This is a genomic window from Neomoorella carbonis (assembly GCF_045278715.1).
Lineage (GTDB): Bacteria > Bacillota > DSM-521 > Neomoorellales > Neomoorellaceae > Neomoorella > Neomoorella carbonis.
In genome coordinates, this window is record NZ_CP136420.1 from 2,744,340 (window position 1) to 2,763,669 (window position 19,330).

Consider the following 19,330-nt stretch of genomic DNA (forward strand, 5'->3'; position numbering starts at 1 on the left):
TTTGGAGAAATCAGGTATTAGGTTCAATGATATTATAACTCATTACTGTTAAAAATTAATAATGGCCTTGTTAAGTTTAGATTAATTTTGGGCCCTTCTCCGGTATGGTGTTTTTCTCCTGTTCCTTTTCCCCAGTTACTACCGGTAAAGTAAAGAAGAAACGGCTGCCCCGTCCCGGCTGGCTGACGACACCGACGTTACCGTTGTGGGCTTCAACAATATGCTTAACAATGGCCAGACCCAGGCCGGTCCCCCCCATTTCCCTGGAGCGAGCCTTGTCAACCCGGTAAAAACGTTCAAAAACCCGCGGCAGGCTTTCTGCTGGTATCCCAATGCCGGTATCTTCTACTTCCACCCGGAGGTCCTTATCTTCCAGCGTGGCCCGTACCGTCACCCTGCCCCCGGCAGGGGTATATTTAATGCCATTGTCGATTAAATTTAGCAAAACCTGGCTTAAATAATTCTCGCCAATGGCCAGAGGCGGCAGGCCTTCCGGTATTTCTACTTCCAGGTTAACTCCCTTTTCCCGGGCCAGGGGATTTACGGTAGCCAAAACCCCTTCCAGGACAGGCTTCAGCTGCGCCTTGCCGGCGCGGATCCCCCTGGGATTGTTCTCCAGGCTCGACAGAGCAAGGAGATCTTCAATTAGCTGCTGCAGGCGTTGGGCTTCTTTATTGATGATACTCAAGAAGCGACGGCTTACCTGCGGATCTTCCAGAGCCCCTTCCAACAAAGTCTCTACAAACCCCCGGATAGACGTCAGGGGCGTGCGCAGTTCATGGGAAACATTGGCCACAAATTCCGTGCGCATTTGTTCCAGACGGCGGATGTTTGTTATATCCCGGATAGTCAGGGCCACTCCCACAACCCGTCTTTGGGCACTGATAATGGGCGAGCCATAAATTTTAAAAATCTGGTTGGTTGTAGGAAAAAGGCGGGTTTCAATTTCCAGGGGTATGCCGCTGGCCAGGATCTCTTTGACCAGTTTATCGACCTCATGACTGCGAATTACTTCCAACAAATATTTGTTCTCAACTTCTCCTCCTCTTTTACCAAACATGGCCTCCGCCGCCGGATTTAAGAGCATTACTCGGCCAACCTGGTCTACAGTTAACAGGGCGTCACTCATACTGGCAAGAATTGCCTTGATTTTATTTTTTTCTTCAGCCATTTCCCGAAAATTATTTCTTAATGTTTCCACCATGACATTGAGGTGATGGCTCAACAATCCTATTTCGTCATTACTTTGAATTTCTATACGCTGCTCCAGGTCGCCGTCGGCAATTTTTTGCGTCAAAGGTAACAGGGCCTTCAGAGGCATAATTATCCCCCGCGCCAGGATAAAGGTCCCAATGGTCATCACTACCATGACTACTATCATGGCCAGCAGGAGCTGCCCTTCCAGCCTGGCCACCAGTAACCCGGCCCGTAAAGGCGGCAGCCCCGGCAGACCCACGGCGTTAAGAATGGCCTGGCGCAGGAAAAGATAAGCAGCCATCAGGGTCAAAAAGAGCAGGACTAAAAAGTTTGAGGCGATCTTCCAGCTTAAAGAACGCATGGCCCTCACCACCAGCATCAGTTATGTAAGCAAGCATGGGGCTACGGCCACAACTGCCGGGTCAAACTGGGTACCACTACCCCTGGTCAAAATGTCCAGCGCTTCTTCAGGAGTCCGGGTTGGCTGGTAAGGTCTCAAGGAAGTCATGGCATCAAAGGCATCAGCCACGGCTATGATGCGGGCCCCCAGGGGAATTTCCCCATCATGCAGGCCATAAGGATAACCCCTGCCATCATAACGTTCGTGATGCAGGCCCGCGTCATGGGCTATATCTTTCAAACTTGTAACACTGGTCAATAAATCTATCGTCCGCACCGGGTGCTGGCGTACTATCTTTAATTCCCTGGCATCGAGCCGCCCCGGTTTATCTAAAATAGCCCGGGGAACGGCGATTTTGCCAAAGTCGTGGAGGAGGCCGGCAATTTCCAGACGCTGGATTTTTTCTTCATTAAAACCGAGGCAACGGGCCAGCCGCATGGCATAGCTGGCCACCCGCCGGGAATGACCGGCCGTATAAGCATGTTTGGCATCGATTATTTGGGCAAAAAGGTTGATAGTAACTTTCATCGGTTCATCAACATGAAAGTTTACGGGCGGCAGGTCTAAAATTATCCTGAACATCTTTAACTCCAGAGAAGTATTGGTAGCCACTTCCGTAAATAACGAACCTGCCATTAAACTATCGAGAGCTGCGAACAGTTCTGGGGGAAAGGCCCCCCGGGCCCTCCGGGCCAGAGCCTTCCTTACGGTAGACCAATCGCTGCCCGGGTAATGGCGCAAGGTTAGATCAAATTCATCGGCAAGCCCCAGCAGCAGGGCGCCGGGAACAATGGCCTCCCCCTTCAGGCCCCGGGGGTAACCGGAACCGTCCCAGCGCTCATGGTGGTCCCGGATTATAGCCGCCACTTCCTCGCCCAGACCGGGAATCGGCGTTACCATGTCCGCCCCTCTAGCAGGGTGGGCCCTGATTTCCGGGTTTTGCCGGGAACCTGCCTTAAGAACAAGGTGGACCAGGTGGTCGTCCAGGCCCATTCCACCGATGTCGTGGAGCAGGCCGGCATAAAAAACCGGCGTTGTCTGGCCGGGCAAAACTTTTTGTGCCAGCTCCCTGGCCACGAGGGCTACCCGCCAGGCATGGTACAGTTTGGTTTCTTCTTCCACATCCAGGATAGTCGATAGGGCCACTACCAGCTCGCAGAAAGAACGATCCGCCGGGCACCCCACCGCCCCCGCCCCCCTTTATAAAAAAATCGCCCTTTATGTGGTTATAAAGAGCGATTTACCCTAAAATCTACTTTAGCCTTCCTTAGCCTCTTTGTTTACTACCTTATTCAGGTCGGCAACAAGGCTATCAACATCAATACCGTGGGCCATGGCTCCTTGCTCGATATTTTCAAATCGTGCCGCCGCGCAGCCCAGGCAACCCATCCCATGCTCCATAAAAACCGGCACAGTCTGCGGGTACTTGCTGACTACTTCTGTAATGCTCATTTCCTTGGTAATGGTGGCCACAGGATTCACCTCCTAAAAAAGGTCTAACACCCCATCATGTTTATCATTATAATCGGTTAAAGGGGCTTTGTAAAGAAAATAGCACAAAAGCCAGCGGAATACCATCTTTTTCTCTCTATTTTAAACCATTTCCTTCCAACAGGTAATAGCAAAAAGAATAAAAGACCGGCCACAGCATATTACAGAGGAATTAATCCTTTACCTGCTTCAGTTTTTCTTCTACCGATTTAACTTTTCCTTCCATAGTCAATTCCTTATCGCGCCGGTCGTCAATGCGGATAATGGTCATAGAACGCCGGGCGCCCTTTTCAAAAGGTACCTCATGCAGCCGCGCCAGCAGGGGAAATAATACTTCCAGTTCCCCTTCGACAATAGTGCCCATAGGTGTTAATTGGTACTTGATTCCTGGTGTTTCCTGCAGGACCCTGTGGGCATCGGCCACATACTGGCTGATGCTGGTGCTGCCTGTTCCCACGGGGGCTATGACTACTTCCAGAACAGCCACAGTTTGAACCTCCTTCCCTGTTTTTAAGCAAAACCCGGCCCGCGATATAAATGGCGCGAATACTACGAGCCTAGTTAAATCTACACTTCTGGCGGGAGTGTGTGGGAATCGAACCCACCGCGCCCGGGCCTCACCCGCGCGCCGGCTGGATTTGAAGTCCAGGCAGGCCACCAGGCCCGATCCACCCCCACGCCATTATACGACCTTCTGTGTAATTAAGTCAAGTTATCCCCAGAATTCTGACTGTTTAGGGGTATAGGTACTGTTATTCCCTGGCTTTCCGCTTATCCGCCCAGATAGGCTTTTTTGACGGCTTCACTGCTGGCCAGATCGGCGGCGCTGCCTGCCAGGGTGATCCGTCCCGTCTCTAAAACATAACCGCGGTGGGCCACGCTCAAGGCCATGTTGGCGTTCTGCTCCACCAGTAAAATCGTCGTTCCTTGTTCGTTGATCTCCCTGATAATATTAAAGATTTCCTGCACCAGGATAGGGGCCAGACCCATGGACGGTTCGTCCAGCAGCATGAGCTTTGGTCTGGACATCAGCGCCCGGCCGATGGCCAGCATCTGCTGTTCACCGCCGCTTAAGGTACCGGCCATCTGTTTCTGGCGTTCCTTGAGACGGGGGAAGCGCCGGAAAACCTCCTGCATACTTTTATTTATTCCTTCCCGGTCCCGGTGAATATAGGCTCCCAGCTCCAGGTTTTCCCGCACGGTGAGATTGGGGAAAATCCGCCGGCCTTCCGGCACCTGGGAAATACCCATTTTTACTATGGCCTGGGCCGGGAGGCCGTTAATGTTCTGTCCCCGGTAGGTGATAGTGCCGCTCTGCGGATGTAAAAGGCCAGAAATAGTTTTCAAGGTAGTGCTTTTACCGGCCCCGTTGGCCCCGATGAGAGTTACAATTTCGCCTTCATTTACTTCCAGGGAGATACCCTTCAGGGCATGGATGGCGCCGTAATAGACATTAAGATTTTCCACCTTGAGGAGCAACACCGTTCACCTCCCGTCCCAGATAAGCTTCGATAACCCGCTCGTTGTTGCGAATGGCCTCCGGCGGTCCCTCGGCAATAACCTGGCCGTAATCCAGGACATAGATGCGCTCACAAATACCCATCACCAGGGACATGTCGTGCTCGATTAATAAAATCGTCAGGTCAAACTCCTGCCGTATCCAGTTGATCAAAGTCATTAATTCCCTTGTTTCCTGAGGGTTCATCCCGGCTGCCGGCTCGTCGAGCAAAAGGAGTTTAGGCCGTGCCGCCAGGGCGCGGGCAATCTCCAGCCGGCGCTGCTCGCCGTAAGGCAGATTTTTGGCTTTTTCATTTTGATAGGGTTCCAGTTTAAATATCCGCAGCAGTTCCTGGCTCCTTGCCAGTACCTCCGCCTCGCCCCGGTGATAGGAAGGCAGGCGCAGAATGGCGTCAAGTACGCCATATCGGCTGTGCCAGTGGTACGCTATACGGATATTGTCAAGGACACTCAGATTGCCGAAAAGGCGGATATTCTGGAAAGTTCTGGCGATCCCTTGCTGGGTAATTTGATAGGGTTTCAGTCCTACCAGACTGCGGCCGTTAAAAATAATCTCTCCCCTGGTGGGGCGGTAAACACCGGTCAGCAGGTTAAAAATCGTCGTTTTCCCCGCCCCGTTGGGACCAATCAGCCCTACCAGTTCTCCCGGCCGTAAACGCAGGTCCACATTGGCTACCGCCATCAGGCCGCCAAAGGTAATTGTCAACTCCCTAGTTTCCAGCAGGGCCACTGGCTTCACCCCGTTTCGGCACCCAGCGGTCGAGGGTAAATTCCCTGGTACCCATTAAACCCTGGGGGCGGAAGACCATGATGACAATCAATAATATAGCGTAGATAACCATCCTCAAAACAGCCAGGTCCTGGAGGGCGGCATTAATAAGGGTGATGGCCGCTGCGGCAATGATGGAGCCGGTGATGCTTCCCAGCCCGCCGAAAACCACCATGACCAGGATGTCAAAGGAGCGGAAAAAGGTAAAAGTGGCCGGCTGGATGAGGTAGAAATAATGGGCATAAAGGGCACCGGCAATACCGGCAAAAAAGGCGCCCATGGCAAAGGCCAGGACTTTATAGTAAGTGGTGTTGATTCCCATGGTTTCGGCGGCAATCTCGTTTTCCCTGATGGCCACACAGGCCCGCCCGTGGGTAGAATTAAGGAAATTGACAATTACCAGGATGGTCAGGACCATCATCAGGTAAAGCCAGGTCCAATTGGTCAATTGGGGAATACCAATCATCCCGGCGGCGCCGCCGATATAGTTAATATTGTTGGCTGCTCCCCGGATAATTTCTCCAAACCCCAGGGTGGCGATGGCCAAGTAATCTCCCCGCAAGCGTAAGGTGGGTAACCCGATGATAATCCCGGCAACGGCCGCCGCGCAGGCTCCGGCCAGGATAGCCACCGGAAAAGGCTGGCCTAAGTTGGTAGTCAGAATAGCGGACACATAGGCACCCACGGCCATAAAGCCCGCATGGCCAAGGGCCAACTGGCCGGTAAAGCCCACAATGAGATTCAGGCTGACTGCCAGGATAATATTGATCCCCATCATCATTAAATTAATCTCCTGGAAGGCACTGATTACACCCACTGCTTGCAGCCAGTATACCAAAAAATAAATTACGATCGCGCCGGCCAGGGAGATTAGATTTTTTTTGCTAAATCGCACCTGTTTCACCTACACCTTTTCAGTATTGTTCTTTCCCAGCAGGCCGGACGGCTTGACCAGCAGGATTAAGATAAGGAGGAGAAACACAATAGGGTCCCGTAATTTACTGCTCCAGTAACCGCTGACCATGGTTTCAAAAATACCCAGGGCAAAGCCCCCCACCATGGCGCCGGGAATCAGGCCGATGCCGCCAATAACCGCCGCCACGAAGGCCTTTAAACCCGGCATAATACCCATTAAGGGCTGAATGGTGTTGTAATAGAGCCCCAGCAGGACCCCGGCCACGGCCGCAAAGGTCGACCCTATGGCGAAGGTCAGGGAAATAGTGTTATCAACATTAATTCCCATGAGCCTGGCAGCATCCGGGTCGTAGGAGACGGCCCGCATGGCTTTACCGGCCCAGGTATAATGGACAATATACTGCAATACGATCATCATTGCGATAGTAATGGCTAAAATTAAAAGCTGCAAGGTGGTGGCTGTGAGTTTTATGCCAAATATCGTCAGGGGCAGTTGCGCGTTGGTGATTAGCCCCGCCGGATAGGAACGAATTTCGGTTCCCAGGACCATCAGGCCCCCGTTCTCCAGAAATAGTGACACGCCGATCGCTGTAATCAAAGGGGCCAGGCGGCCAGCGTTACGTAAAGGCTTATAGGCGACCCGTTCAATGATAACCCCCAGGATAGCAGAACCGATCATGGAAATGATAATGGCCAGCCAGATATTTAATTTGAGATAAACTACCACAAAAAAGGCAATGTAAGCGCCCACCATTAAAATGTCGCCATGGGCAAAATTAATCAACTGAATAATGCCATAAACCATGGTATAGCCCAGGGCAATGAGGGCGTAGATGCTGCCCAGGGACAGCCCGTTGATTATTTGCTGGAGAAATACGGCCATGCTGCCAACTCCCAACTCGGCCCTAAAATAAACTCCAATGAGGGGGTTAGAACCCCCCCATTGGTTGGTTTCCGGCCTTATATTTAGGCCAGGGTTTTAATGGGTAATCTTTTTCTTTAGCGTTTGCTTGCCGTCTACCATGGCAATAATGGCTACATCTTTAACCGGGTTGTGGTTTTCATCAATGGTAATCTTACTGGTAATGCCGTCAAAATTCTTCGTACTGGCCAGGGCATTGCGGATGGCCTCCGGATCGGCCGACCCGGCCCGATTGATAGCATCGGCCAGCAGGTAAGCTGTATCATAAGCGAGGGCAGCAAAGGCGTCCGGTTCCCTGTTGTATTTGGCTTTAAAAGCCTTGATAAAGGCCTGGAGCCGCGGGTTGGGATCACTGGCAGCGTAATGGTTGGTAAAGTAAGTATTATTCAGGTTGGCTGCCCCGCCGGCGTACTCAGCCAGTTTGGGAGAATCCCACCCGTCAGCACCCAGCATGGGAACCTTTATGCCCAGTTCCCGCGCCTGGTTAACGATCTTGCCCACGTCACCGTAATAGGCCGGCACGTAGATCAGGTCGGCACCGGCATCCTTAATCCTGGTAAGGGCGGGACGGAAGTCCTGATCGCCGGAATTAAAGCTCTCTTCCGCCACAACCTGGCCGCCGTTTTTAACGAATTCCTCTTTAAATACTTTATATAACCCCTTGCTGTACTCATCAGAGTTGCTGTAAATAATGGCCGCCTTTTTAGTTCCAAGATCTTTGGTAGCGAATTCCGCGCCCACGATGGCCTGGGTGGGATCGATAAAGCAGACACGGAAAACGTAGTCGCGCACTTTCTTGGTCTGGGGATCGACAGTTACATCCGGATTCGTCGCCGACGGGCTAATAATAGGTACTTTATATTTAGTAGCCATGGTCGAAGCCGCCATGGTGGCACCGGAGGTAGCCGGGCCCAGGAGGGCGACGACTTTATTCTCCGTGATCAATTTCGCGGCCGCACTCATGGCTTCTTCTCTTTTACCGCCATTGTCCAGGACAATAGGATTGAGCTTTTTGCCGCCCAGGACACCGCCGTTCTGGTTGATTTCTTCAAAGGCCAGCAGGATGGCGTCCTTGGAATTAGTACCATAAGTAGCTACATCACCCGAAAGTTCATAATTGACACCGATATTAATGGTATCACCGCCGGAAGCTCCCTGTTTCTCCGCCCCTGATTTTTGCTGGCCGCAACCGGCGATTAATGCCGCCGCCAGGAGCAAAACCAGGGTAATCAGGGCTATTTTTTTAATCCTCCCCATTTTAAAGAACCTCCTCCGGTTTTTTTGCCATTGGCAGGCACATTTGCATTTATTATAAACCTGCCCTTGAAGAACTGTCAATTGGCAATAACCATTCGCTTGTCACCCTGGCGGCGGGTAAATTTTATCCGGTCCAGATATTCTAAAAAGGGCAGAACATATTTGCGCGAGCTGCCCAGGGCGTCCCTAACTTCAGCCAGGCCAAAGGGGCCGGCAAGGCCTATATTTTTAACTACCGCCAGGGCCTCCTCGAAGGCTTCCCGGTGCCAGTAAAACTCGTCATTGATTTTAACCAGCACTCCTTCCCGCATGAGGTAGTGAAGGAGCTCTTCCAGCTCTGCCGGGGCCAGGTTGTAAGCAGCTGCTACTTCATTAAAACCAGGGGGCTGCCAACGGGCCGACCGGTAACGCTCTGCCAGGGCCTGTAAAAGTTCTTTTTGCCGGGAGCTAAACTCAGGCTTAAAATCAGCCAGGGCCACACTGCTTGCCGTCAGCTGAATACGGCCTTCCCGGAACCATCGTTCCAGCAAGGCTTGAAAGACCCGCGCCGGCAGGCGGGAGAAATAACGGGAACGCAATTCTTCCCTCGCCAAACCGGGCCGCAGGGGATACTGGCGGTGAAAATCAGCCAGGGCCCGGGCCGCTTCCTGCCACCACGCAGCCATACGTTCATTGCTCACAGCATACAGGTCGTTATCGGCAGCCAGTATGGCGAGCTGTCCCGCGGCAGCCATATCCTGTAACAATTTCCTGGTTTCTTGCGGCGTTAACGCCGCCCTGACAGCAGCTTCCTGCCAGTCCAGGCCGTCCCGGTGCTCCCGGACAATCTGGGCTAGAATTTCTTGCGGCGAACCTTCCAGACGCCGTTTTAAAGAAGCAAGGACGGAGGGATCAAAACGGCGGTGCCGGGGCGGCGCCGGGTCGATGACCAGCCCGCCGCCAATGGTTTCCATAGGCGAATAGCTGCGCAAGATGAAGCGATCGGCCCGCGTGGCCACCACCGCCTCCTCCATGAGCAGCTGGACAAAAGCCTTTTCTCCACCTTTTAATTCATCTCGATCGAGGAGGATAATTCTTCCCAGAACCTCCGCCGTACCCAGGTAAAACCGGATGCGGCTGCGGTTGGCCAGGGTACGGGCGCCTGCCAGAAGCTTAAAACTGGCGTCCAGGCGGTAGCTAGGCTGCAGAAAGCCCGGGGTCAGCAGGGTACTGCCCCGTCTAATGGCTTCCTTTTCTACGCCGGCTAAATTTACGGCTACTCGCTGGCCGGCCAGGGCTTCTTTGACATTCTTACCGTGAACCTGGAGGTTGCGGACCTTGGTCCTTATACCTTCCGGCTGGACCTCCAGGTCGTCTCCTACGCGGATGGTTCCCGACCAGAGGGTGCCGGTAACTACCGTGCCAAAACCCGTAATGGAAAAAACCCGGTCGATGGGGAGCCTTACCCCTCCTTGTGCCGGCCGGGGCGGCGTCGCTGCCGCCAGGGCGTCCAGCCGTGCCAGGAGCTCTGGTATCCCTTCGCCGGTCAGAGCCGACACAGGGATGATAGGGGCCTCAGCCAGCACCGTCCCCTGAACGGCCTGGCGCACTTCTTCCCGGACCAGTTCCAGCCACTCGGCATCCACCAGGTCGATTTTCGTCAGCACGATGATACCCTGCTTGATCTGTAGCAGGTCGATGATGGCCAGATGTTCCCTGGTCTGGGGCATCACGCCTTCGTCCGCCGCGACCACCAGCATGACCAGGTCCATACCGCCGACACCGGCCAGCATCTGGCGAATAAAGCGTTCATGGCCGGGTACATCCACCAGGCCTAACTGGCGCCCGCTGGGTAAAATCAGGGGAGCAAACCCCAGTTCAATAGATATGCCCCGCTCCTTTTCTTCCTTGAGCCGGTCCGTATCAACGCCGGTTAGGGCCTTGACCAGCACTGTCTTGCCGTGATCGACATGGCCGGCTGTCCCGACAATAATGTAGTCCACCAAACATACGCTCCTCCAAAGGGATCTACAAAATTAGGCGATTATTAGCTGGCTTCCTGAGCGCTGGCCCACTTTTTCAGGTTTCCCCGGTGGGGTCGTTAATCCCATCGAGGGCCTCTACCAGGGCGCGAGCCAGTTCTTCACTTTCGCCGGGCAGGAGGGTGCGGACGTCGAGGATTAAGGTCTCTTCCTGAACCCGCACCAGTACCGGGGGATCAGTTCGTCGCAGGCGCCTGGCCAGTTCTTCTACCGTAACCTGTGCCGGCGCAACGGTTACGCCCCAGGACGGCAGTTCGGTTAACGGCAGGGAACCGCCTCCGGCCTGGGAGGTAATTGCTTTTATACCTACCTGCGCCCGGGAACCCAGCGCTCCCGCCAGCAAGGCCTGTAGCTGTTCCGCCCGGCGCCGCAGGTCCTCCGGCCTGGCTACCAGGGCGGCCAGGACGGGGATCTCCCGGACGGCCCGGTCCGGGTGGCGATAAGCCCGCAGGGTTGCCTCCAGGGCGGCCAGGGTCATTTTATCAACCCGCAGGGCGCGGGTTAAAGGATGGCGGGCAATAGCGGCCACCAGTTCCCGGCGGCCCAGGATAATCCCCGCTTGGGGCCCTCCCAGCAGTTTGTCCCCGCTGAAGGTTAAAAGATCCACCCCTTGTTTAATTTCAGCCTGGACAGTCGGTTCGCCGCTAATGCCGTAGCTCTCCAGGTCCACAAGAACACCGCTGCCCAGGTCTTCCATGACGGGTACCTGCCGGCGCCGGCCCAGGTCAACCAGTTCGGCCGTAGTCACCTCATGGGTAAAACCCTGGATGCGATAATTGCTGGGGTGAACCTTGAGAAGCAGAGCTGTATCCGGTCCCATGGCCGCCTCGTAGTCCCGCAGGTAGGTCTTATTGGTAGTACCCACTTCCACCAGTCTGGTGCCGCTCTGGGCCATAACCTCCGGTACCCGGAAGGAGCCGCCGATTTCCACCAGCTGGCCCCGGGAAATAATGGTTTCCCTGCCGGCGGCCAGAGCAGCCAGGCTTAAAAAAACAGCAGCTGCGTTGTTGTTAACCACCAGAGCTGCTTCGGCACCGGTCAGCTCCTGGAGCAAAGCGGACACATGATCATAGCGGTTACCTCGCTGTCCCCTATCCAGGTTAAATTCCAGGTTGGTATAGCGCCGGGCCGCCATCAGGGCTGCTTCCGCTGCCGCCTGGCTTAAAACAGCCCGCCCCAGATTGGTATGTAAAACAACCCCGGTGGCATTAATGACCGCTCGCAGGCTGCTGCGTCTGCTGGCTTTGTACCTGTTCTTTATTTCCCGCGCCAGTTCTTCCGGACCAGGCGGCTCGATTCCTGCAGCCAGTATTTTCTCCCGCCAGCCAGCCAGGACCTGGCGTGTACAGGCAACCACCAGGTTATGGTCCGCTTGGGATAATTCCCGGAGCAGTGGGTGCCGCAGGAGCTGGTCTACCGCCGGTAACTGCCGTAAAAGGTTTTGGGGCTGCTCCATGGTTACCTGCGCAACCCTCCAAAAACAAAGTAAGACAACTGCGGTTTAACAAAAACGAACTAACGTTATTATAACCATAAGCTAAAAAATGTGGAACCTATAGTTCCGCTTAAAGTTTTCCCAAGCAGGTTATAAACTCTGGCTACTGGTTAGAAAATATAATCCAAAGAAGGTATACAAAAGGAGGCTTTCCTATGAGTATTGGTCCATGGCGCCCCTGGCGCGAACTGGCCGATTTCCGCGAGGCCATGTTCCGTAACTTCATGCCCGGCCTCTGGGAAATCGGCCCCCGCTTTGACATCTACCAGAACAAAAGGGAAGTGGTAGCCACAGCAGAATTACCGGGCCTTACTTCCAGGGATGACGTGGAGATCACTGCCACCGAAGACACCTTGGCCATTCGGGGTGAAATTCGCCGCAGCGAAGAAACAGGGGAACAGGATTACCACCGTGCCGAACGTTTTTACGGTACCTTCGCCCGGACCGTCAGCCTGCCGGCCAGGGTAGAACCGGAAAAAGCGACGGCGACTTATAAAAACGGTATCCTGGAGATTCGCCTGCCCAAAGCGGAAAACCAGCGGCAGCGGCGTATCCCCATTAATCTCCACTAGTGTTTAATAAAATTCAATTGTTCCGGCCGGGACAGGGGGTTGTCAATAACTGAACCCTCCGGTAAATATTCGCGTTTCTGCCCTTCAATCAACAGCTGCACCCTGTCAATCTCCGGGAACTGGGTCAAGGTAAAGAGGAGGGAATTTAGGAGGGCTGTTTCGGCCGCACTGCCCCCACCATAGCCTGTTACTTCGCGACTTAAATTCACAGTGGCCAGCCCCTGCTCAATTTTTAGATCCAGGAGCCTGGTACCGGGCCAGACGGTTCGCACCAGCCCGCTGTTGGGCGGTGGCCCGGCCAGCAAGGCCAGCATAGCCGCCCGGGGCAGATCGCTTCCCGTGGCTCCGGGCGGCAGCGCCACTGTGACCGGCACCAGAAAGCTGGCGCTGGCGTCATTAAAGTAGACCTGGACACCCTGCTGGTTATCTTTTTTTAAGAGGCTGTTAATCGTGGCCGGCCGGGAAAGAGGTGCATCAAGCTTTACCCCGCCAACCTCCGCTACAGCCTGCCCCTCAACCAGAACCTGCACATGGCGGGCATTGCCCAGACTGGTCAAAGTTAAAACCAGGGCTTTAATAGCCCTTTCTGCTTGCCCATTATCCTTCAACTGCAATAATTCTTTTGTTAAATCCACATATACCGTCTGCTGGTCATCTAAAATATATATATCCCGTAGCTTTACGCCATCGGGCATTACTCCTTTTAAACCGTTCACCTGGGGACCGGCGATGAGTTTTTCCACTGCTACTTTAGCTACTTCGCGAGTGGGGGTAAAGGTAATCGTCACCGGTACCAGATAAGAACCATCCTGGGTCAAATAATACACTAAAACCTGGTTTAATTCTCTATCATCCAATAATGGCCGCCTTTCTTTGGCAGTTTTGCCGGGCAAACCCTGGTCAGCGGGTTTGGGGTTGCTGAAACAACCGCTGCTAAGCACAACCAGCACCAGTAACATAAAAGCCAGTGCTGTGCCTGACCACCCCCAGCGCCAGTTTCCCGGGTGGCCTGCCTTCATATCTTTCACTCCCTCCCAGGGGTTTTTAACGACTTTTTCGACAAACGGGGGCTAAAATCCTGCCTGTCCTGAATTTTAAAGACGGCATACCAGGGCAAGGAATAGCATGACCAGGCCCAGGTAGCCGAAAAAGGGGTAAATCCAGCTTACCAGGTTGATAAAACCACAGGTGGCCACCGGCAAAGCAAGAATAAGTATTAGCACCGCTGCCCGCCAGGGGGGAAGGGCGGGAATTTGACCCAGCCTTGTCGCCAGCCCGTAAAGATTACTCGCCGCCGTTGTCACTATGGCCAGCCAGAGGGCCAGGGCATATAAGTGAACCAGCCCCGGTTGCAGGCCGGACACCAGATACAATAAGGGTAGTTCTGCCTGCAGGCCAGCAGGACTCAAACCCCTCAGGGCCTTCACCAGCAAGTACGCCAGGACTCCCAAAAAAAGCCCGCCCAGGCCCGCCCCCAGGACCCCCTTGCGGGAGGCCGGCAGGGAGGTAAGTAAAACCGCAATTCCGACCATATTATAAGTAACGTACAGGCAAGCGTTGAGGACCCAGTTACTGCTGATGAGCCCCCCTGGTGATGCAGGCGGGGTAGCATGGAATGGCCCTGGCCGGAAGAAAACGGCAATTACGGCGGTTACAATTATAATCGCCAGCATCACCGGCACCAGGAAGGCATTTATAAGCAAGAGACCGTGGCCCTTGCCCAGGCTGGCCAGGAAAGCCAGGACACCGCAGGCCATGATTCCGGTAAGGGGTGCGAGGCCAAAATGCTCCTGGACCACGGCGCCGGACCCGGCCAGCATAATAGCCAGGCCGCCGAACAGGAAGGCGCCTGTCGCCAGGTCGGCTGGTTTTTCCCATTTGCCCAGGAGCACTACCAGGAAGTCATGGTAAGAATTGGTGTGCCATTTTAACGCCAGGCGGCGTACCTGGCTGGTAGCCAGGATTAATAGCGTCCCCATTAACATTACGGCCGCCGGGGCCTCCGGCCCCAGCATCACGAAAAACTGGACCAGTTCCTGGCCGGAAGCAAAGCCGGCTCCGACCATAGTTCCCACAACAGCTATAGCTACAGCCAGTTCGGCCCTAAGGATCAGGACCACCCTCCCCACAACCTTTGTACATTAATATGCCGGGAGGGACGTCTAATAGTATAAAAAAACACAATCCGGCATATACTCTAGGCACAAGGTTTCTCGGGAGGTAAGGTATGGCACCATTACCTTTTTTCACCTCTAATCAACCAGAGGCAGTTCCGCCTGCGAAAATCAAATATTACTACCAGGACCCCCTGGCGGTGGAAAAATTAAGCCAGACCCTGGCCAGTCACCTGCAGGAACTTAATCCCGAAGGCAAACAACCTCTTGTCGTGGTTTGCATTGGTACTGATCGTTCAACGGGTGACTGCCTGGGCCCTCTGGTGGGCACCAATCTTTTGCACATGCCCAATTTGCCCTTTGCCGTATACGGGACCCTGGATGAACCGGTTCATGCCAGCAACCTGACGGAAAAACTGGCCTATATTAAGACCAACCATCCCGATCCCATAATCATCGCCGTTGATGCCTGCCTGGGACAGGCGGAAAATGTCGGTGCCATTACCCTGGCCCCGGGGGCTTTAAAACCCGGCGCCGGGGTAAATAAAAATCTCCCGGCTGTGGGAGACATTCACTTTACGGGCATCGTCAACGTTGGCGGCTACATGGAATACTTTGTTCTGCAGAATACCCGCTTGTCCATTGTCATGCGCATGGCCCAGCAAATTGCCAACGCCATTTACCAGGGCGTGTGCCTGGTTTACAAGCATCGCAGCATTGCCGTTGCCCGGGGCCTGCAGTGATTAGAAAGTACGTTTGTATTTCTCCAAAATATTCTCTACCTCGTCGTCTGCAACCTGGCTGAAATCTTCATAGAACTGGCCAACGGCGTAAAAGGGTACTGGAGTTGCCAGGCAGATTAAATCGTCTACTAAAGGCCGCAGGCGTGCGGCGGTATCCGGCGGGGCCACCGGCACAGCCAGAACCAGCCGGGCGGGATTGGCCTGCTTTACCGACAGCAGGGCCGCCTCTATAGTCAGGCCGGTAGCGATACCGTCATCGACTACAATAACAACCCTTCCTGTGATTTCCGGTTTACCGGCGTGACCCCGGTAAACCTCCAGCCGCCGTTTGATTTCCGCCACTTCGCCTTCGATGAGGGCTTTAAGATCGGCCGGTACCAGGTTTAAAGCACGCATAACGGATTGGTTATATAAAACTGTACCATCCGGCGCCACAGCGGCTACGGCCAGTTCCGGATTGCCAGGCAAACCCACTTTGCGGGGAATAATCAAATCCAGTTCTCCTGCCAGGGCCGCGACGATGGGCGCGGCGACCATCACCCCGCCCCTGGGTACAGCCAGCACCAGGGGTTGCCGGCCCCGGTATGCCTGCAGGGCCGCGGCCAGCCGGCAACCGGCGTCGTGGCGGTTTTGAAAGAGCATGTGGTTCTGACCCCCGGAAAAGATAAGTAGTAATAGCTTTTCCCTTATTTACATTTGGCTATGTATTCTCCCGGCCGAAGGCACATCAATTTCATGGGGGCTGGCCCTCCCTGGCCTGAATACGGTACCGGCAATCAGGCAGTGACCCCATCATCACTTTTCTTCTTCCTACAACAGCAGGTTGCGAGCCCTCACCGCGGCTACCACCCGGCCTCTTTCCCCGACCGCCAGGCCACCATCGATACTTGCCTCGCCTGCAAAATTACCGTCCATGCGGACGGCATCTTCCGCCACCAGTTTCCCGGTTATTTTAGCTCCCTTAACCGATGAACGTATCTACCATTGCCGCAAACAGCGTCATTCTTTCTCCCCGGCACTTCCCGTATCCGCTCCTTGGGGCCTGTTCCTCCAATTGCAGCATCTGAGCGGCCTGTCCGGCATGGATCGCGTCAACAACTCTAAAGCCGGCAACCGGGTCCCCTAACTGGCTGCCTTTTCCGGGGTTAGCAGTCCCAGGGCCATGGCCAGGGCCTTCTCTTCCTCCTCGCTCAGTCGGTAAGTAGAGCGCCCGTTGTGAACGGGTTTAATAAAGACACGGGTCTCGTCCCGGGCATAAAGGCTGGTGAGGATAAAACCATGGGCTTCCCGGTTAAGGAGGGCCAGGGCAAAACTCAAATCACTACCCGTATCCGGAAAGGCATTAAAGCGGATCAAACCTATGCGGCTAAAACTTTTCTCCAAGCCCACCTGGAGGTCGGCTACCTTTTCCTGCATCTGGTCAAGGGCCTTCTTTATCTGCCCCAGGTCGTGGAAGCGCTCCAGAACGGCGGTCAGGTCATTGCCCGCGCCAGTTTCAACTAAACGTTTTATGCGTCCCTCCAGGCGTTTTACCTCAGCATGGTTATACCAGAGAAAAAGGAGGATAAGCAGCTGCAGAACGGCCAGCCCCAGAAGGATAGGGATATTATAGGATGCCAGTAAAGAATTCAGTACCGCCAAGGTAAAATCCTCCCTACTAAATTACGGCAAATGATTTATTTCCACATGAAACGCCATTTTCCTGCGCGTATTTCATGCGATGGTCTAAATTTAGTAAGCCGGCAAATTTTTTCAGCACTGAAGAAGATTAAACCCAGCAGGATTTATCCCGGCCCATGGAGAAAGTTTTCATCCTAAAAAATTTAAAGCGTGGTGGTGTTAATGTTATCTGATACTTTAGCTGCCAAACTGGAACTCCTGCAAAAAAATTTAACGGACATGGAAGCCATCCTGGTGGCTTATTCCGGCGGCGTCGACAGCAGCCTTTTACTCAAGGTAGCCAGTATGACGCCGGCCAAGGTCCTGGCAGTTACGGCCGCTTCACCCACTTATCCCCAGGTGGAAATAGAAGCCGCTACCCGGCTGGCGCAGGAACTTGGGGTACAGTATCTGGTAATAAATACCGACGAAATGGAGAATCCGGCCTTTACTGCTAACCCGCCGGAACGCTGTTATCATTGCAAAAAGGAACTTTTTGCTAAACTGCAGGAACTGGCCCGGGAATACGGCCTGAAAGTAATCGTTGATGGCGCCAATGCCGATGATAGCGGCGATTTCCGCCCCGGCAGCCGGGCGGCCAGGGAGTTCGGCGTCCGCAGCCCCCTGCAGGAAGCAGGACTGACCAAAGAGGAGATCCGCCAGCTGGCCAGGCATTTAAACCTGCCCAACTGGGATAAGCCTTCAATGGCCTGCCTTTCCTCCCGCATCCCCTACGGCCAGGCCATTACGCCGGAAAAGCTGGAACAGGTAGCTGCTGCCGAAGCTTTCTTACGCCAGCTGGGTCTAAGGGAAATCCGGGTACGCCACCACGGTGCCATTGCCCGCCTGGAGGTGAACCCATCCGCCTTTGCCCTCCTTATTGATGCAAAAGTCCGGGAAAAGTTGGTCAACCGTTTCCACGAACTTGGGTTTACCTATATCACCCTGGATTTGGAAGGCTTCCGCAGCGGCAGCATGAATGCCGTCCTTAGCCCGGAGGAACGGGCAGTAAAGCACAATCCTTAGAGCAGGGGGAGAAAGATGAAAGTTGCCTACTTTGACTGCTTTTCCGGTATCAGCGGCGATATGTGCCTGGGGGCCCTGCTGGCCAACGGCCTTCCCAGGGATGAACTGGTAGGGCGGTTAAAAGAACTTGCCCTGGACGGGTGGGAATTAAAGGTCAGTGAGACCAGCCAGCAAGGTATTGCGGCCATAGATGTAGCTGTGCAGGTGACCGGTCGCCACCCTCACCGCCACCTGAAAGATATCCTGGAGCTAATCGACAACAGCCCGCTGCCCCTGCCGGTGCGGGAAAAAGCATCAGCCGTTTTCCATAACCTGGCCCGGGCTGAGGGCCAGGTTCACGGCATCAGTCCGGAAAAAGTACACTTCCATGAAGTTGGAGCCGTCGATGCTATTATCGATATTGTGGGCACCGTCCTGGGTCTGCACCTCCTGGGTATTGAGCGGGTTATATCCTCGCCCCTGCCCCTGGGCTCCGGATGGGTCGAATGCCATCACGGCAAGCTGCCGGTACCGGCTCCAGCTACCCTTTACCTGCTCCGTGGTTATCCTGTTTACGGCACGGAAGATAAAGCCGAGCTGGTAACTCCCACCGGCGCGGCCCTTATCACCACCCTGGCCGATAGTTTCGGCCCTTTCCCGGCCATGAATTTGACCAGCGTAGGCTTCGGCGCCGGGAAAACAGCTTTAGCGCATCCCAATCTCCTGCGCCTGGCCCTGGGAGAAATCACCGCAACTCAGCTGGAGGGAGACGAGAGCAGCCTGGTTATCGAGACGACCATTGATGACATGAACCCCGAGTTTTTCCCCGCCCTGCAGGAACAGGTCCTGGCTGCCGGAGCAGTTGATGCCTACTTTACACCGGTACAGATGAAAAAGGGCCGGCCCGGCGTCCTCTTTACGGCCCTCTGCCCGGAAAACCGCCTTGCGGCCGTAGCGGCGGCCATCTTCCGCCATTCCAGCACCCTAGGCCTGCGCTTCCGCCGCGACCAGCGCCTGGTCTGCCAGCGGCAGCAAACAGAGGTGCTAACGCCTTACGGCCCGGTAATTGTCAAGTGGGGTCGCTACAAAGATCCTGAAGGCCGGGAAATCACTAACGTGGCCCCGGAATATGAATCCTGCCGCCGGGCCGCCATGGCCGCCGGCGTGCCTGTGAAGGAAGTCTACGCCGCCGCCCTGGCTGCCGCCCGGGCCGTAAAGGTTTGGTGACCTGAAAAAAGCCCCTTGCCTGCAA

20 protein-coding genes and 1 tRNA gene are annotated in these 19,330 nt (G+C 54.5%); 4 read left to right on the top strand and 17 right to left on the bottom strand.

Translation table 11 applies throughout. From position 1 onward, the window contains the following. Nucleotides 1–76: 76 nt before the first annotated feature. The 12 genes from pnpS to selA form a co-directional block, all read right to left on the bottom strand. Nucleotides 77–1,576 carry a two-component system histidine kinase PnpS gene (pnpS, locus tag MCACP_RS14005; RefSeq protein ID WP_406677350.1) on the bottom strand — a complete coding sequence of 500 codons (1,500 nt, stop codon included), beginning with the start codon at nt 1,574–1,576 and terminating at the stop codon, nt 77–79. A 3-nt stretch (nt 1,577–1,579) separates the two neighbouring features. Then, nucleotides 1,580–2,782: an HD-GYP domain-containing protein gene (locus MCACP_RS14010; RefSeq protein ID WP_406677351.1), complete on the bottom strand. Its 1,203-nt coding sequence runs from the start codon at nt 2,780–2,782 to the stop codon at nt 1,580–1,582. 72 nt (nt 2,783–2,854) lie between these two features. Then, nucleotides 2,855–3,049 carry a DUF1858 domain-containing protein gene (locus tag MCACP_RS14015; protein ID WP_406678763.1) on the bottom strand — a complete coding sequence of 65 codons (195 nt, stop codon included), beginning with the start codon at nt 3,047–3,049 and terminating at the stop codon, nt 2,855–2,857. A 211-nt stretch (nt 3,050–3,260) separates the two neighbouring features. Then, nucleotides 3,261–3,575, bottom strand: a complete 315-nt coding sequence (locus MCACP_RS14020; protein WP_141263554.1) for an MTH1187 family thiamine-binding protein — start codon at nt 3,573–3,575, stop codon at nt 3,261–3,263. Nucleotides 3,576–3,664: 89 nt separating this feature from the next. Further along, nucleotides 3,665–3,764 (bottom strand) — tRNA-Sec (locus tag MCACP_RS14025). Nucleotides 3,765–3,859: 95 nt separating this feature from the next. Beyond that, nucleotides 3,860–4,567 (bottom strand): ABC transporter ATP-binding protein, encoded by a 708-nt coding sequence (locus MCACP_RS14030; protein WP_406678764.1) that lies wholly within the window; start codon nt 4,565–4,567, stop codon nt 3,860–3,862. Beyond that, complete coding sequence (locus MCACP_RS14035) at nt 4,542–5,336, bottom strand: ABC transporter ATP-binding protein (RefSeq protein WP_406678765.1); 795 nt, start codon at nt 5,334–5,336, stop codon at nt 4,542–4,544. The genes MCACP_RS14030 and MCACP_RS14035 overlap by 26 nt, the downstream gene beginning before the upstream one ends. Beyond that, entirely contained in the window at nt 5,317–6,270 is a 954-nt protein-coding gene (locus MCACP_RS14040) for a branched-chain amino acid ABC transporter permease (protein WP_406677352.1), read from the bottom strand. Before MCACP_RS14040 ends, MCACP_RS14035 begins: the two co-directional genes overlap by 20 nt. A gap of 9 nt (nt 6,271–6,279) precedes the next feature. Beyond that, nucleotides 6,280–7,173, bottom strand: coding sequence for a branched-chain amino acid ABC transporter permease (locus MCACP_RS14045; protein WP_406677353.1), 894 nt, complete (start codon nt 7,171–7,173; stop codon nt 6,280–6,282). Between the two features lie 96 nt (nt 7,174–7,269). Continuing rightward, entirely contained in the window at nt 7,270–8,469 is a 1,200-nt protein-coding gene (locus MCACP_RS14050; RefSeq protein WP_406677354.1) for an ABC transporter substrate-binding protein, read from the bottom strand. 77 nt (nt 8,470–8,546) lie between these two features. Then, entirely contained in the window at nt 8,547–10,451 is a 1,905-nt protein-coding gene (gene selB, locus MCACP_RS14055; protein WP_406678766.1) for a selenocysteine-specific translation elongation factor, read from the bottom strand. A gap of 76 nt (nt 10,452–10,527) precedes the next feature. After that, nucleotides 10,528–11,946: an L-seryl-tRNA(Sec) selenium transferase gene (selA, locus tag MCACP_RS14060; protein WP_406677355.1), complete on the bottom strand. Its 1,419-nt coding sequence runs from the start codon at nt 11,944–11,946 to the stop codon at nt 10,528–10,530. Between the two features lie 194 nt (nt 11,947–12,140). On the opposite strand from selA, the gene MCACP_RS14065 reads away from it, so the two are divergent. After that, entirely contained in the window at nt 12,141–12,557 is a 417-nt protein-coding gene (locus MCACP_RS14065) for an Hsp20/alpha crystallin family protein (protein WP_406677357.1), read from the top strand. Here MCACP_RS14065 and MCACP_RS14070 read toward each other — a convergent pair. Together MCACP_RS14070 and MCACP_RS14075 are read right to left on the bottom strand one after the other, a co-directional pair. Beyond that, nucleotides 12,554–13,576 carry a GerMN domain-containing protein gene (locus MCACP_RS14070; protein ID WP_406677358.1) on the bottom strand — a complete coding sequence of 341 codons (1,023 nt, stop codon included), beginning with the start codon at nt 13,574–13,576 and terminating at the stop codon, nt 12,554–12,556. The genes MCACP_RS14065 and MCACP_RS14070 overlap by 4 nt on opposite strands. 75 nt (nt 13,577–13,651) lie before the next feature. After that, nucleotides 13,652–14,677 (bottom strand): YkvI family membrane protein, encoded by a 1,026-nt coding sequence (locus MCACP_RS14075; protein WP_406677359.1) that lies wholly within the window; start codon nt 14,675–14,677, stop codon nt 13,652–13,654. A 107-nt stretch (nt 14,678–14,784) separates the two neighbouring features. On the opposite strand from MCACP_RS14075, the gene yyaC reads away from it, so the two are divergent. Continuing rightward, complete coding sequence (yyaC, locus tag MCACP_RS14080) at nt 14,785–15,414, top strand: spore protease YyaC (RefSeq protein ID WP_406677360.1); 630 nt, start codon at nt 14,785–14,787, stop codon at nt 15,412–15,414. Here the strand turns inward: yyaC and MCACP_RS14085 are convergent, their stop codons facing one another. From MCACP_RS14085 to MCACP_RS14095, 3 genes are all read right to left on the bottom strand, one after another. Beyond that, nucleotides 15,415–16,056 carry a phosphoribosyltransferase gene (locus tag MCACP_RS14085; RefSeq protein ID WP_406677361.1) on the bottom strand — a complete coding sequence of 214 codons (642 nt, stop codon included), beginning with the start codon at nt 16,054–16,056 and terminating at the stop codon, nt 15,415–15,417. It abuts the gene before it with no gap. Nucleotides 16,057–16,224: 168 nt separating this feature from the next. After that, entirely contained in the window at nt 16,225–16,392 is a 168-nt protein-coding gene (locus MCACP_RS14090; RefSeq protein WP_406678767.1) for a polymer-forming cytoskeletal protein, read from the bottom strand. A gap of 144 nt (nt 16,393–16,536) precedes the next feature. Beyond that, nucleotides 16,537–17,055 carry a DUF4446 family protein gene (locus tag MCACP_RS14095; RefSeq protein WP_406677362.1) on the bottom strand — a complete coding sequence of 173 codons (519 nt, stop codon included), beginning with the start codon at nt 17,053–17,055 and terminating at the stop codon, nt 16,537–16,539. 189 nt (nt 17,056–17,244) lie between these two features. Here MCACP_RS14095 and larE point away from each other — a divergent pair, with 189 nt between their 5' ends. After that, a complete protein-coding gene (gene larE, locus MCACP_RS14100; RefSeq protein ID WP_406677363.1) occupies nt 17,245–18,099 on the top strand; it encodes an ATP-dependent sacrificial sulfur transferase LarE in 855 nt (284 codons plus the stop codon). A 15-nt stretch (nt 18,100–18,114) separates the two neighbouring features. Beyond that, complete coding sequence (larC, locus tag MCACP_RS14105; protein WP_406677364.1) at nt 18,115–19,305, top strand: nickel pincer cofactor biosynthesis protein LarC; 1,191 nt, start codon at nt 18,115–18,117, stop codon at nt 19,303–19,305. Nucleotides 19,306–19,330: the final 25 nt, after the last annotated feature.

What these genes read in the sequence shown, in the direction of transcription:
- larC (WP_406677364.1), top strand. Translation starts at nt 18,115, where the DNA reads ATGAAAGTTGCCTACTTTGACTGCTTTTCCGGTATCAGCGGCGATATG.
- MCACP_RS14070 (WP_406677358.1), bottom strand. Translation starts at nt 13,576, where the DNA reads ATGAAGGCAGGCCACCCGGGAAACTGGCGCTGGGGGTGGTCAGGCACA.
- yyaC (WP_406677360.1), top strand. Translation starts at nt 14,785, where the DNA reads ATGGCACCATTACCTTTTTTCACCTCTAATCAACCAGAGGCAGTTCCG.
- MCACP_RS14085 (WP_406677361.1), bottom strand. Translation starts at nt 16,056, where the DNA reads ATGCTCTTTCAAAACCGCCACGACGCCGGTTGCCGGCTGGCCGCGGCC.
- MCACP_RS14015 (WP_406678763.1), bottom strand. Translation starts at nt 3,049, where the DNA reads ATGAGCATTACAGAAGTAGTCAGCAAGTACCCGCAGACTGTGCCGGTT.
- MCACP_RS14045 (WP_406677353.1), bottom strand. Translation starts at nt 7,173, where the DNA reads ATGGCCGTATTTCTCCAGCAAATAATCAACGGGCTGTCCCTGGGCAGC.
- selA (WP_406677355.1), bottom strand. Translation starts at nt 11,946, where the DNA reads ATGGAGCAGCCCCAAAACCTTTTACGGCAGTTACCGGCGGTAGACCAG.
- MCACP_RS14065 (WP_406677357.1), top strand. Translation starts at nt 12,141, where the DNA reads ATGAGTATTGGTCCATGGCGCCCCTGGCGCGAACTGGCCGATTTCCGC.
- pnpS (WP_406677350.1), bottom strand. Translation starts at nt 1,576, where the DNA reads ATGCTGGTGGTGAGGGCCATGCGTTCTTTAAGCTGGAAGATCGCCTCA.
- MCACP_RS14050 (WP_406677354.1), bottom strand. Translation starts at nt 8,469, where the DNA reads ATGGGGAGGATTAAAAAAATAGCCCTGATTACCCTGGTTTTGCTCCTG.